Source organism: Streptomyces sp. NPDC102437, assembly GCF_044765565.1.
GTDB lineage: Bacteria > Actinomycetota > Actinomycetes > Streptomycetales > Streptomycetaceae > Streptomyces.
The window spans coordinates 1-13890 of record NZ_JBIWKI010000013.1; the positions used below are offsets into that span (position 1 = coordinate 1).

Below are 13890 nucleotides of genomic sequence, written 5' to 3' on the forward strand. Positions count from 1 at the left end.
GCGGCGCGGCCGCCCGCCCCCCCCCCCCCCCGCGGGGGGGGCGGCGGGGGGCGGGGGGGGGGGGGCGCCGCCGCGCCGCGCCCCCCCCCCCCCCCCCCCCCCCCCCCCACGGCCGGGGTACGTTCTCCTTGTCACACGACCGAGGGAATCGATCCCGCGCAAGAGTGATTCATGCCACGCGCCCCTGTGGCATCGGTCACCCGGCCAGGAAGCGCCAGTTCCGGTATTCGCCCTGATCGCAAGGCAACAAAAGGTTTCGGTACGGCATGCGGTGGCCGACGTCCACCTTGCGAGACGGTAACGGAGAGTGCAACCATCGCGGTATCTCCCAGCCCTCGCAAGGTAGGTCGTCTGTGTCTGCTCAGCACATAGCCAAAGCCCGAACCACAGCAGTCGTGCTCGCCGGCGGTACCGGTCAGCGCGTGGGTCTGTCCATTCCCAAGCAGCTGCTGAAGATCGCAGGCAAGGCTGTCATCGAGCACACACTGTCGATCTTCCAGCAGGCCGACTCCATCGACGACGTCATCGTGCTGATGGCTCCGGGCTACGTGCCCGACGTGGAGAAGATCGTGGCCAAGGCGGGGCTCACCAAGGTCACCAGGGTGATCGAGGGCGGCTCCACGCGCAACGAGACCACCGAGCGTGCCATCGCGGCGCTCGGCGAGGGCCTGGCCGAGGGCGAGGACCGCAACGTCCTCTTCCACGACGCCGTGCGCCCGCTGCTCTCGCAGCGTGTCATCAAGGACTGCGTCGACGCACTGGACCGCTACCAGGCGGTCGACGTCGCCATCCCGTCCGCGGACACGATCATCGTGACCCGCACCCACGGCGGCGACGGCGAGTTCATCACCGATGTGCCCGACCGCTCCCGGCTGCGCCGTGGCCAGACGCCGCAGGCCTTCAAGCTCTCCACGATCCGCCGGGCCTACGAGGTCGCAGCCGGCGACCCGAACTTCCAGGCCACCGACGACTGCTCGGTCGTGCTCAAGTACCTTCCCGACGTACCGATCTACGTCGTGGCCGGCGACGAGTACAACATGAAGGTCACGCAGCCGGTCGACGTCTTCATCGCCGACAAGCTCTTCCAGCTGGCCTCCACGGCCGCTCCGCAGCCGGCCGACGACGCCGCCTACCGCGAGCTGCTCACCGGCAAGACCCTCGTCGTCTTCGGCGGCTCGTACGGCATCGGCGCGGACATCGCGACGCTCGCCGAGTCCTACGGTGCCACCGTCTACGCCCTGGGCCGCTCCACCACCGGTACGCACGTGGAGAACCCCGAGCACATCGACGAGGCGCTCTCCAAGGCGTACGCCGACACCGGCCGCGTCGACTACGTGATCAACACCGCGGGCGTGCTCCGCATCGGCAAGCTCGCCGAGACGGACAGCGCGGTCATCCAGGAAGCGCTGAACGTCAACTACCTGGCACCCGTGCAGATCGCCCGCGCCTCGTACAAGTACCTCGCCGAGACCAAGGGCCAGCTGCTGCTCTACACCTCCAGCAGCTACACCCGGGGCCGCGCGGAGTACAGCCTCTACTCGTCGACCAAGGCCGCCATGGTCAACCTCACCCAGGCGCTCTCGGACGAGTGGGCGGCCGACGGCGTGCGGGTGAACTGCGTGAACCCCGAGCGCACCGCCACCCCGATGCGCACCAAGGCGTTCGGCGACGAGCCCGCGGGCACGCTGCTCTCCTCGGAGGCGGTAGCCCGGACCTCGCTCGACGTGCTGCTCTCGGAGATGACCGGCCACGTCATCGACGTACGCCAGCAGGACCCGACCCGGGGTGCCTCCGAGGCGTCCGGTTTCGAGCAGGCGCTTGCCGCTGTGCTGGACCGACAGGCCGATGTGTAATACTGCTTGACAATCGACTATTCGGACCCCTGCCGTCGCCGAGCGCGAACTGCAGGGGTCCGAATTCGTGAAGCTCTGTCTTCACATTCCCCTCGTAAGGTAAACAAGTCGGCACCCTCGGGAGCGGTACTTCGTGATTTCGAAAGCCATGCGTTTGGCTCGGGTGGGCAGCGGTTCGGAGCTGGCCGCCGCGCTCCTGATGGCTGTGGGGTTCCCGTGCATAATGCTCGCGGCAATAATCCCCAATCTCTGGTTCTTCGCGGCGGCCACAGTGGTCACCTATCTCGCGGACCGGTATCTGCACCATTGCGGCAGCTACCTGATCAACCGGCTCGCCGCGGTCCGGGCAGGGCTTTCGATCCGCTTCCTGGTCCGGCAGCTGCTGCTCGTCCTGCTGCTCTCCCGCATGGGATACGGCGAGGAGACGCTCTTCTACGTGACGGTCGCCTGCCTCCTGGCGTTCTACGGACTCCAGGCACCGCAGAGCGCGATCGTCACGCTGATCCGGCTGCGCCGCAAGCTGCCGGTGGTCACCCGCAACATCGATCTGGAGCGGGTGCGGATTCCCGACGCTCCGTCGCTGCTGCTGACGAACCGTCCCGCGGAGAAGATGCTCCACCTGGACGTCTTCGCGGTCGCGGGCGTGCTGATCGCGGCCGAGACCCGTGTGTACGGCATCGCCTACGCGGGTCTCGCCCTGACGCTCGTACTGGCACTCGGCTACCTGCTCCTCCTCCTTCCGTACATCCGGCCGAAGCGGCTCGTGGCGTCGGGGGACAAGGTGCTGGAGGCGGTGGACACCTGGCTGCGCGAGTACAAGCCGACCGTGGTCCTCTACTTCTCGGGGTCCAAGGAGTCGGCCTACCAGGCCAACATGTGGCTGGAGACGATGGCGCAGCTCGGCGGCCGGCCGATGATCCTGCTCCGTGAGCGCAACATCCTGCCGCAGCTCGCCACGACCTCGGTGCCGGTGCTCTGCGTGCCCGGTGGCGTGCACCTGATGAACCTGAACCTCTCGTCGGTGCGGGTCGCGCTCTACGCGGCCAACGTCGGCAAGAACATCCACCTGCTCCGGGTGCCGACGATGAAGCACGTCTTCATCGGCCACGGCGACAGCGACAAGATCGCCAGCGTCAACCCGTACAGCAAGGTGTACGACGAGGTGTGGACCGCGGGCCGGGCCGGCCGTGACCGTTACGCGCTGGCCGACGTCGGAGTGCGCGACGAGGACATCGTGGAGGTGGGCCGCCCGCAGCTGGCCACCATCGAGTCCTGGTCCGGTACGCAGAAGAACCCGATCCCCACCGTGCTGTACGCCCCCACGTGGGAGGGCTGGGACGACAACCCGGGCAACACCTCCCTGCTGCTGGCCGGCGAGAACATCGTCAGGCGGCTGCTGGAGGCCGAGCAGCCGGTCCGGCTGCTGTACAAGCCGCACCCCTTCACCGGCACCCGCAGCGCCAAGGCCAAGGCCGTGCACCTGCGCATCACCGCGATGATCGAGCAGGCCGCCGCCGAACGTGCCGGCGACCCCCGCTGGGCGGAGCAGTCGGCCGCGCTCCAGGGCGAGCAGGCCGCGGCGCGGGCGGAGCTGGTCCGTATCGAGGCGCGGCTGGCCGAGCTGGCCGGCGGTGGCCGCATCGCCCGGGACGAGGCCGAGCTGTCCCGGGACTCGCTGGCCGACCCGGCGCGCGAGGCCGAGACGGCGAAGCTCAAGGACGAGTGGAACGCCGCGTCCTGGCGTGCGCAGGGCTGGTGGGAGCACCGGGTCATCACCGGCGCCCAGATGCGGCTGTACGACTGCTTCAACGAGTCGGACGCCATGGTCTCTGACATCTCCAGCGTGGTGTCCGACTTCATCGCGAGCGGCAAGCCGTACGCGGTCACGGACTCGGCCGAACTGGGCGAGGAAGAGTTCCGCCGGCAGAACACCGCGGTGCGTGCCGCGGTGATCCTGTCCAACTCGGCGGCCGAGCTGGACCAGCTGCTCACCGCGGTGACGTCTCCGGCCGAGGACGCGCGGGCGGACGCCAGGCGGGAGTTGAAGCAGTACCTCCTCGGGCCGGACGAGCCCACCTCGATCGTGCAGTTCGACACGGCCGTGAAGGAGCTCGCGGCCAAGTCCGACGCGCGGAACACCGGAGTGGCGAAGAGCCTTAGTGAACCGGTGAGCGGCTGAGAAGCCGACCATTCGCCTTACATGATCGAGCAAGGCCCGGCATACCCCCCAAAGGGTTGTGCCGGGCCTTTGTGATTAGTGTCACCTTTTGGTGGCGTGGTGCAAGACAACCAACTGGCCGGACCGACTGTCTTCTGTTTGTGTGAACGAGACGCAAATTCCTGACGTGACCGTGGTTGTCGGTGCATATGAGGCGATGCCCTACCTCATCCGTTGTCTCGAATCGGTGGAGGCGCAGACCATCGGCGCCGACCGCATCGAAATCGTCGCGGTCGACGATGGTTCCACCGATGGCACGGGTGAGTACCTGGAGGAATTCGCCGCGAGGTCGCAGGTCCCGACCAGAGTGGTGAGACAGAAGAACTCCGGCGGTCCCAGCGGCCCGCGCAATGTGGGCATCGGCCTGGCCCGCGGCCGCTACGTGTTCTTCCTGGACGCCGACGACTACTTCGGTGACGAGGCCCTGGAGCGGATGGTGGCCATGGCCGACCGGGCGGGCACCGACGTGGTGCTCGGCAAGGTGGTCGGCGTGAACCGGGGGGCACCGCAGTCGATGTGGCGGGCCACCAAGGAGCGGGTCAACGTCTACAACTCCAAGGTCATTTACACCCTGAGCGCCCAGAAGCTCTTCCGGCGTGAACTCCTGGAACGGCTCTCCCTGAGATTCGACGAGAATCTCAAAACCGGTGAGGATGCCCTCTTCACGATGGAGGCATATCTCCGCGGTGCCGGGGTCTCGGTGATCTCCAATTACGTCTGCTATTACCTGGTGGGCCGTGACGACGGGAAGCACGTCACGAAGAGCGGCACCTATGAATGGCGATTCGACTCGATGCGCGCCATGATGGCACTCATTCACCGGATCGAGCCTGCGGGTCCGAAAAGGGATTTCCTCATGGTCCGGCCCTTCACGGTGGGGATGCTCCAGCAGTTCGGCCCGATCGTGTTGAAGGATTCGGAGGAAGTCCGTCGGCACAAGATGGAACTCGCGGCTCCGCTCATGGACGCGTACTGGGACGACGGCGTGGCCCGGCTGATCAAGGTGCCCGAGCGGCTTCGTCTCGCCTGTGTGGCACGGGGCAGGATGGATCTGCTCATCGAGATGGTGCGGTACATCCGGGCGAAGACGGTCCCGGACGTGGTCAGTTCGCGCGACGGCCGGAAGCTCTACCTCGCGTACCCGCACTTCCGCGACCGCAGGGCCGGTCTGGCCGAGTCCAACTACGAGGTCACCGTGCCGGACTGGCACGACGGCAAGCGCATAGACCGGCCGAAGGTCGCCGCCCGGCGGGCTTCGCTGTCCCGGCGGGTGGTCCGCAGGATGCGCCGCGACGTGCGTCGGTGGAAGCAGCGGCTGAACGCGGCGTGACGTCAGCTCGTCAGCCGGTCGTACCGCGAATGAGCCAGGCGGACGGATTCACCCGAAATCGCATCGAGAAGCTCAGTAAGGTCGTTGGGACATCGTGCTCGCGACAGGACCGACAGAACACCATATGGGGACTGGTCACGTGAAGGCTCTCGTACTATCCGGAGGGGCCGGCACCCGCCTGCGTCCCATCACACACACTTCGGCCAAGCAGCTGGTGCCGGTGGCGAACAAGCCCGTGCTGTTCTACGGGCTGGAAGCCATCGCGGAAGCCGGAATCACCGAGGTCGGCATCATCGTGGGTGACACCGCCCCCGAGATCCGTGAGGCGGTCGGTGACGGTTCCGCGCTCGGCATCGAGGTCACCTACATCCCGCAGGACGAGCCGCTCGGCCTCGCCCACGCGGTGCTGATCGCCCGCGACTTCCTGGGCGACGACGACTTCGTCATGTATCTCGGCGACAACTTCATCGTCGGCGGGATCACCGGTCTGGTGGACGGATTCCGCGCGGACAGGCCCGACGCGCAGATCCTGCTGACGCAGGTTCCCAACCCCACCTCCTTCGGTGTCGCGGAGCTCGACGCCGACGGCCGGGTGGCGGCGCTGGAGGAGAAGCCGAAGGAGCCCAAGAGCGATCTGGCGCTCGTCGGCGTCTACCTCTTCACCCCCGCCATCCATGAGGCGGTCCGCTCGATCGAGCCGTCCTGGCGCGGCGAGCTGGAGATCACGCACGCCATCCAGTGGCTGATCGACCAGAAGCGCGACGTGCGCTCCACCACGATCCGCGGCTACTGGAAGGACACCGGCAACGTCACCGACATGCTGGAGGTCAACAGGACCGTCCTGGAGGCCGTCGAGCCGTTCCAGGAGGGCGCCGACGTCGACGAGGACAGCGAGATCATCGGCCGGGTCCGGATCGAGCCGGGCGCCAAGGTCAGCGGCAGCCGCATCGTCGGGCCCGCGATCATCGGCGCCCGTTCGGTGATCAGCGGGGCGTACGTGGGCCCGTTCACCTCGGTCTCGGAGGACGTCCGCATCGAGGACAGCGAGATCGAGTACTCCATCGTTCTGCGGGGCGCCTCCATCGCGGGTGTCCGCCGCGTCGAGGCGTCGCTCATCGGCCGTGACGTCGAAGTGACCCCCGCCCCCCGTTCCCCGTCCGCCCACCGACTCGTGCTCGGCGACCACAGCAAGGTGCAGATCTCTTCATGACCACCAACATCCTGGTGACCGGCGGCGCCGGCTTCATCGGTTCGCACTACGTCCGTACGGTGCTCGGCCCCGAGGGCCCCGGCGACATCGCCGTCACCGTGCTCGACAAGCTCACCTACGCGGGCAACCCGGCCAACCTCGACGAGGTGCGTGACCACCCCGGTTTCCGGTTCGTGCAGGGTGACATCTGCGACCCGGAGCTGGTCGCCAAGCTGATGGCCGAGCACGACCAGGTGGTGCACTTCGCCGCCGAGTCCCACGTGGACCGTTCCATCGACGGCGGCGCCGAGTTCGTCCGTACCAACGTGGTGGGCACCCACACCCTGATCCACGCCGCGCACCTGGCGGGCATCAAGACCTTCGTGCACATCTCCACCGACGAGGTCTACGGCTCGATCGACGAGGGCTCCTGGCCCGAGACCCACCCGCTCGCGCCCAACTCGCCGTACTCCGCGGCCAAGGCGTCCAGCGACCTGATCGCGCTCTCGTACCACCGCACCCACGGCCTCGACGTGCGGGTGACCCGCTGCTCCAACAACTACGGGCACCACCACTTCCCCGAGAAGGTCATCCCGCTCTTCGTCACCAACCTGCTGGACGGCAAGACGGTCCCGCTCTACGGCGACGGCGCCAACGTCCGGGACTGGCTGCACATCGACGACCACGTCCAGGGCATCGAACTGGTCCGCACCAGGGGCCGGGCCGGCGAGGTCTACAACATCGGCGGCGGCACCGAGCTCTCCAACAAGGAGCTCACCGGCCTGCTGCTGGACGCCTGCGGCGCCGACTGGGACACCAGCGTCACCTACGTAGAGGACCGCAAGGGCCACGACCGCCGCTACTCGGTCGACTGCACCAAGATCCGCGAGGAACTCGGCTACGAGCCCCGCAAGGACTTCCGCACCGGCCTCGCCGAGACCGTGCAGTGGTACCGCGACAACCGCGCCTGGTGGGAGCCGCTGAAGGACCGGGCCGCCCTGTGAGCGCCGTCTGGCTGGTCACCGGAGCCGCCGGGATGCTGGGCCAGGACGTCCTGGCCAGGCTGGCCGGTGAGGACGTCACCGCCGTCGCCGCGGACCGGGCGGCACTGGACATCGCCGACCCGGATTCGGTACGGGCGGCCTTCGGGAAGCACCGCCCCGCCGTCGTGGTGAACTGCGCCGCCTGGACCGCGGTCGACGACGCGGAGTCCCAGGAGGACGCCGCGCTGCGGGTCAACGGCACGGGCCCCGGTGTCCTCGCCGAGGCCTGCCGCGAGCACGGCGCCGTTCTCCTCCAGGTCTCCACGGACTACGTCTTCGCCGGTGACGGCGAGAAGCCGTACGCCGAGGACGACCCGACCGGACCGCGCAGCGCCTACGGCCGTACCAAGCTGGCCGGCGAACAGGCCGTGCTGAGCACCCTGCCGGAGACCGGTTACGTGGTCCGCACCGCCTGGCTGTACGGCGCGGGCGGCGGCAACTTCGTCCGTACGATGATCAAGCTGGAGGGCGTCAAGGACACCCTCGACGTGGTGGACGACCAGCGCGGTCAGCCCACCTGGACCGTCGATCTGGCCGACCGGCTGGTCCGGCTGGGGCAGGCCGCCCTCGCGGGCACCGCTCCGGCAGGCGTCTACCACGGCACCAGCGGCGGCGAGACGACCTGGTTCGGCTTCACCCGGGAGATCTTCCGGCTGCTCGGCACCGACCCGGAGCGGGTCCGCCCCACGACCAGCGAGGCCTTCGTGCGGCCGGCCCCCCGGCCGGCGTTCAGCGTGCTGGGCCACGACCGCTGGGCCGCGGCCGGGATCGAACCGGTCCGCGACTGGCGGGCGGCACTCGCGGAAGCATTTCCGGCACTTGTCGCGGCGGAGCGGCCGTGATCACAAAGACCCTGATCACAAAGGCCGTGATCATCAGTTGATCGTATGGCTGGTTGAATCTCGTCGAATTTCAAAGAAATCCATAACCAAGGTTTACATCGGGGAGAACGCTTACATCGCAGTGCGGTCATGAGGTAACTTCGCCGGGAACCGGACCAGTTGGTTTCCTCCGAAGGGCAGCTCCACGTGAACCGCCACGACTTCCTGCGCCATCTGCACCGCATCTACCGGCCTCGGAACTATCTGGAGATCGGGGTCAACGACGGCAGAAGCCTGGCCCTCTCGCGGGTCCCTTCCGTCGCCGTCGACCCCGCCTTCCGGGTCGTGACGGACATCAGCTGTGACGTCCACCTGGTCAGAGCCACGAGCGACGACTTCTTCGCCCGCAAGGACCCGCTGCTGCACCTGCGCAACGGCCGGAACCCGTTCCGCGCCCTCGCCCGCCGCGACGCGCTCAACGTCCTCGGGGGAGACCCGAAGCTGGAGCTCTCCTTCATCGACGGGATGCACCTCTTCGAGTACGCCCTGCGCGACTTCATGAACGTGGAGAAGCACTCCCGCTGGTCGAGCGTGATCGTGCTCGACGACATGCTGCCGCGCGACGTCGACGAGGCGGCCCGCGACCGGCACACCAAGTACTGGACCGGCGATGTGTACAAGGTGGTGCAGGTGCTGCGCCGCTATCGCCCCGATCTGCTGGTCGTCGAGGTGGACACCGAACCGACCGGCGTGGTCGCCGTGTTCGGTGCCGACCCGGAGAACAACGTCCTGAAGAACGAGTACGACAAGATCATCGAGGAGTTCGTCGTACCCGACCCGCAGGACGTGCCCGAAGAGGTGCTCGTCCGCAAGAACGCGGTCCGTCCCGAGGCGCTGCTCCGTGCCGACTTCTGGCCGGCCCTGGCCCGCGCCCGCAACCTGCGCCGCCCCCGCTCGGCGTTCGCGCCGCTGCGCTCGCGCATCGAGTCGGTGACGGGCTGACCGCACCCGGACGACGCGAAGCCCCCGTGATCCGTACGGACCACGGGGGCTTCGGCGTACCGGCCCGGACGGCTCAGCCGCGGGCCCGCATCTGCGCGTAGTACTCCTGGCACGCCTCGTACGAGGGCAGCAGGCCCTGCTCCGCGGCCTCGGCCAGCGAGGGCGCCGCGGCGTCCTTGTCGGAGAGCAGCGGGGTGATCCCCTGCGGCCACTCGATGCCCAGCTCGGGGTCGAGCGGGTTGATGCCGTGTTCGCGGCCGGGCGCGTAGCCCTCGGAGCACAGATAGGCGACCGAGGCGTCGTCCGTCAGCGCCATGAAGGCGTGGCCGAGGCCCTCGGCGAGGTACACGGAGTGGTGGTCCACGTCGTCGAGCCGGACGGCCTCCCACTGCTGGTACGTGGGGGAGCCGACCCGGATGTCCACGATGACGTCGAGCACCGCGCCGCGCACGCACTTGACGTACTTCGCCTGGCTCGGCGGTACGTCGGCGAAGTGCACCCCGCGCAGCGTCCCCCGGCTGGAGACGGAGAAGTTGGCCTGCGCCAGCCGCAGCGTATGGCCGACGGCCTCGCTGAGCTCCGACGCCTTGAACCACTCGTGGAAGCTGCCGCGGCTGTCCGGGAAGACCTTGGGCTCATGCACCCAGGCCCCTGCGATGGAGAGCTGCCGCATGCGATCACGTCCTTGTTCCGATGTGTCTGGTTCGGGTTCCCGGGGGGGCCGTTTCCTGGCGGAAGACGGCCGATTCGTGCGGCGAGGGTCAGCCGGTGATCCGGGCGGCGAGGCGGCGCGCACGCTTCCGGCCCTTTGCCGGGAGCCTGCGCACGACCGGACCGCCGACGGCACGCAGCGCGCGGCGCAGGGTCGCCTTCCGGCGCTTCTTGGCCACGTCGGCCATGAGCTCCGCCGGGATCCGCGGCAGATCCGGGTCCACCTCGATCCGGCCGCCGGCGCCGATGGTGACGTCGCAGAGGCCGAGCGCGGGGCCCTTCTTGCCGTCCAGCCGGACGGCGAGCTTCCAGGCACCTGGTGCCACACCGGGGGCGCGACCGGGGACGGTGATGTGGGCCCGGCCGCCCGTCGGGTGGAGCGAGGTGTTCAGCGCGTGCCCGGACGAGGCGGTTCCGTCGGCCGGGCTCAGGACCAGCTGGACGTCGGAGGAGCCGGTCGCGGCGGTGGTGAAGAGTTCCAGCCGGAGTTCGGTCCGGCGGCCCGGGGTCCGCAGAACGGGCCGGTCGGCCAGGTAGTCGGCGAGCTTCTTGCTCCGTCGGGCGACATCGAGCGTGAGATTGCCGAACGGGTCGGTGAAGTACGGGATGACGGCGCGGGCGGGCGAGCCGAGCGAGGCAGGCAGGCAGGCGGTGTCCACGCCGGGGGCCCGGTCGGCGCCGAGCCGTGCCTTGCGGACCACGCCCAGGCCGCGCAGCGGGACCCAGACGTCCCAGAAACCGCGGGAGACCCGGCCGCGTCCCTGGACCGCCTCCGAGGAGACATGGCCGCTGCCGTGCAGGACCACCTCGCAGGCTCCGTCGCCGAGTTCCTCGATCCGCCTGTCGAACTTCGCCGGGCAGGGCCACTCGACGGCCGTCTCGCGGTTGCGCAGGGAAAGTTCGGCGGAGAAGCCGTCGAGGTCGTCGGTGACGTCGAGGAGTTCGTCCTCGGCCAGCAGCCCGTCCCCGTTGTCCGGGTGCAGGAAGTAACGGCCGTCCCGGCGCAGCAGTTTCACCGGGGATTCTTCGTCGCCCTGGACCAGCCGGGCGGTGACGGTGACGGCGACCCGGCCGTCCGGCTGCCAGGCGAACTCCTCCAGGCGGGCCGCCGCCTTGACGGATCCGGCGAACCGGGCGATCCGCAGCAGCCCCTCCCGGTCGTCCCTGCGCAGGAGGGTGGAGCGGATCCGCAGCAGCGGGCCGAGACCGTCGTGCACCCCGTCGCCCATGAAGTCGACGGCAAGCGGCCTGATCGCGTCGCACATCTGGTCGTAGAAGTCGGGCTGGTACTTCACTACCGCGGGTTCGCTGAGTCGGCTGAGCATCTCGACGCGGTAGAACCGGCGCAGCAGCAGGTCCCGGAACTCGCCCGGCTCGGTGTTGGCCACCACGACGTCGAGGACTTCGCGCAGATTTCCGTAGTAGTCGGCCGGGACGATCTTGGTGGATCCCGCGTTCTTGCCGTCGTCGCGGCGGGAGTAGAAGTAGCAGGTGTAGTCGCCGAGGATGGAGACGACTTCCGCCGGGAAGTAGGCCTCCATCATGTAGAGCTGGTCCTCCAGGCGGCGCTTGCCCTCGGGGTAGGCGATGCCGTTCTTGCGGAGGAACTCCGTACGGAACATCTTGTGCGGCGTGAGGCTGTCGTACAGCGGGGCGTCATGCAGTGTGCACTTCTCGCGGTTCTTCTTGAACACGCCGTGCGGGACACCGCGGAAGTTGCTGGCCACCTTGCCGATGACGATGTCGGAGCCGTTGCGCCGCCCCATCTCGTACAGCCGTCGCAGGGCGTCGGAGGCGAGGTGGTCGTCCTGGTCGACGAACTGGACGTACTCGCCCTTCGCCTCTTCCACACCGATGTTGCGGGGTTTTCCCGGCCAGCCGGAGTTCGGGATGGTGATCACACGGAAATGCGGGTGCTCCCCGGCCAGCTTCTCAAGTCGCTCACGAGTGTCGTCCGTCGAGCCGTCGTTGACGAAGAGAACTTCGAATTCCCCTGCGGGGAGGGTCTGTCGCAGCAGCGAGTCGATGCAGGGGTCGATGTACTTGCCCGGGTTGTATACAGGAATGACGACACTTACTTTGACTGGCATTGCTGCTGTCCCATGTCTGTTGGAAGTCCCTCTGGCCGGCGGCGGATCGGGGCGCCTGCGCTGCTGAATATGGGCATAGGAAGCCACCCGCCGTGCACCCTATCGGCTGTTAGATGGTCGAGATGCCTCGATGGTTGCGCAAAGCGCCTCGGCGTGATCCTGCCGACAGTGCGTGATACCGCCTGAAGATCCGAACGGAATTCGGTATGGACAAGCGGGCGCCCTGCGGGGGAGCGGTATGAGGGGATGTGGAGCAGCACTGTTCCGGGGTGCCACGGCTCGCCCGGACCTCTGGCGCGGATCCGCGCCAGAGGTCCAGAGGGCGGAACGCGCGGGCGCCGGATCCGCCGCTCGCGTAGATTGCGGGGGCTGGGCGAGGCCGAATCATTGGGGATGGAAGTGTCAGGGGCAAGGCAGGGCGTCACAGAGGCCCGCAGGATCGTGGTCAAGGTCGGTTCCTCATCCCTCACCACCGCGGCCGGCGGCCTCGACGCGGACCGTGTCGACGCGCTCGTCGACGTGCTGGCGAAGGTGCGCAGCGGCGGGGAGCGCGAGATCGTGCTCGTCTCCAGCGGCGCCATCGCGGCCGGGCTCGCCCCGCTCGGACTGGTGCGCCGCCCCAAGGATCTGGCCCGGCAGCAGGCCGCCGCCAGCGTCGGCCAGGGACTGCTCGTCGCCCGCTACACCGCCTCCTTCGCACGGTACGGCGTACGCGTCGGCCAGGTGCTGCTCACCAGCAACGACACCAGCCGCCGCGCCCACTACCGCAACGCCTACCGCACCCTGGACCAGCTCCTGGACATGGGCGCGCTCCCGGTCGTCAACGAGAACGACACCGTCGCCACCGACGAGATCCGGTTCGGCGACAACGACCGGCTGGCCGCGCTCGTCGCCCATCTCGTCCGCGCGGATCTGCTGGTCCTGCTCTCGGACGTGGACGGCCTGTACGACGGCGACCCCAGCACCCCGGGTACCTCACGCGTCGCCGAGGTGACCGGTCCCGAGGACCTGGCGGGCGTCACCATCGGCAGCGCCGGGAAGGCGGGCGTCGGCACCGGCGGCATGGTCACCAAGGTCGAGGCCGCCCGGATCGCCACGGCCGCCGGCGTCCCCGTCGTCCTCACCTCGGCCAGCCGGGCCGCCGACGCCCTGGCCGGCCGCGACACCGGCACGTACTTCCACCGCACCGGTCGCCGCTCCGCGGACCGGCTGCTCTGGCTCGCCCATGCCTCCACCCCGCAGGGCTCACTGACCCTCGACGACGGGGCCGTGCAGGCGGTCGTCGAACGCCACAGCTCGCTGCTGCCCGCCGGAATCGCCTCGGTCGAGGGCGAGTTCACCGCCGGTGACCCGGTGGAGCTGCGCGATCTCGCAGGCCGGCCGGTGGCCCGCGGACTCGTCAATTTCGACGCCAGGGAGATCCCGCAGCTGCTCGGCCGCTCCACCCGCGAACTGGCACGGGAGCTCGGTCCGGCCTACGAGCGCGAGGTCGTACACAGGGACGATCTGGTCGTACTGCACTCCTGACACAGTCCTGAAACGACTGAAAGTCCAGCCTCGGGGCAGGGACCTTCACGAAAACCGCCCCATCCCCGGCCGCGGGCTGGTCAACTCTGTAACGGGGAAACAGCGG

At 68.6% G+C, this 13890-nt stretch carries 10 protein-coding genes; 8 read left to right on the forward strand and 2 right to left on the reverse strand.

Annotation, left to right across the window (positions count from 1 at the left end; all coding sequences use genetic code 11):
• Nucleotides 1-353 precede the first annotated feature (353 nt).
• The 7 genes from ACIRJP_RS18110 (at nucleotide 354) to ACIRJP_RS18140 (ending at nucleotide 9456) form a co-directional block, all read left to right on the forward strand.
• Nucleotides 354-1853 (forward strand): D-ribitol-5-phosphate cytidylyltransferase, encoded by a 1500-nt coding sequence (locus tag ACIRJP_RS18110; RefSeq protein WP_404174644.1) that lies wholly within the window; start codon nucleotides 354-356, stop codon nucleotides 1851-1853.
• A gap of 133 nt (nucleotides 1854-1986) precedes the next feature.
• The gene (locus ACIRJP_RS18115; RefSeq protein ID WP_404174647.1) at nucleotides 1987-4032 is read left to right on the forward strand and encodes a hypothetical protein; all 2046 of its coding nucleotides are present in this window, start codon (nucleotides 1987-1989) and stop codon (nucleotides 4030-4032) included.
• A 157-nt stretch (nucleotides 4033-4189) separates the two neighbouring features.
• Entirely contained in the window at nucleotides 4190-5401 is a 1212-nt protein-coding gene (locus tag ACIRJP_RS18120) for a glycosyltransferase family 2 protein (RefSeq protein WP_404175266.1), read from the forward strand.
• 139 nt (nucleotides 5402-5540) lie between these two features.
• Nucleotides 5541-6611 (forward strand): glucose-1-phosphate thymidylyltransferase, encoded by a 1071-nt coding sequence (locus tag ACIRJP_RS18125; RefSeq protein ID WP_404174650.1) that lies wholly within the window; start codon nucleotides 5541-5543, stop codon nucleotides 6609-6611.
• Nucleotides 6608-7594 (forward strand): dTDP-glucose 4,6-dehydratase, encoded by a 987-nt coding sequence (rfbB, locus tag ACIRJP_RS18130; RefSeq protein ID WP_266915881.1) that lies wholly within the window; start codon nucleotides 6608-6610, stop codon nucleotides 7592-7594. Before ACIRJP_RS18125 ends, rfbB begins: the two co-directional genes overlap by 4 nt.
• Entirely contained in the window at nucleotides 7591-8475 is an 885-nt protein-coding gene (rfbD, locus tag ACIRJP_RS18135; protein WP_404174653.1) for a dTDP-4-dehydrorhamnose reductase, read from the forward strand. The genes rfbB and rfbD overlap by 4 nt, the downstream gene beginning before the upstream one ends.
• A gap of 186 nt (nucleotides 8476-8661) precedes the next feature.
• Nucleotides 8662-9456, forward strand: coding sequence for a class I SAM-dependent methyltransferase (locus ACIRJP_RS18140; protein WP_404174656.1), 795 nt, complete (start codon nucleotides 8662-8664; stop codon nucleotides 9454-9456).
• A gap of 73 nt (nucleotides 9457-9529) precedes the next feature.
• Here ACIRJP_RS18140 and rfbC read toward each other — a convergent pair whose 3' ends face one another.
• Together rfbC and ACIRJP_RS18150 are read right to left on the reverse strand one after the other, a co-directional pair.
• Nucleotides 9530-10129 (reverse strand): dTDP-4-dehydrorhamnose 3,5-epimerase, encoded by a 600-nt coding sequence (rfbC, locus tag ACIRJP_RS18145; protein WP_404174659.1) that lies wholly within the window; start codon nucleotides 10127-10129, stop codon nucleotides 9530-9532.
• Between the two features lie 88 nt (nucleotides 10130-10217).
• Nucleotides 10218-12257, reverse strand: a complete 2040-nt coding sequence (locus tag ACIRJP_RS18150; protein WP_404174662.1) for a glycosyltransferase family 2 protein — start codon at nucleotides 12255-12257, stop codon at nucleotides 10218-10220.
• Between the two features lie 441 nt (nucleotides 12258-12698).
• On the opposite strand from ACIRJP_RS18150, the gene proB reads away from it, so the two are divergent.
• Nucleotides 12699-13784 (forward strand): glutamate 5-kinase, encoded by a 1086-nt coding sequence (proB, locus tag ACIRJP_RS18155; RefSeq protein ID WP_404175269.1) that lies wholly within the window; start codon nucleotides 12699-12701, stop codon nucleotides 13782-13784.
• The last annotated feature ends 106 nt before the right edge of the window (nucleotides 13785-13890 follow it).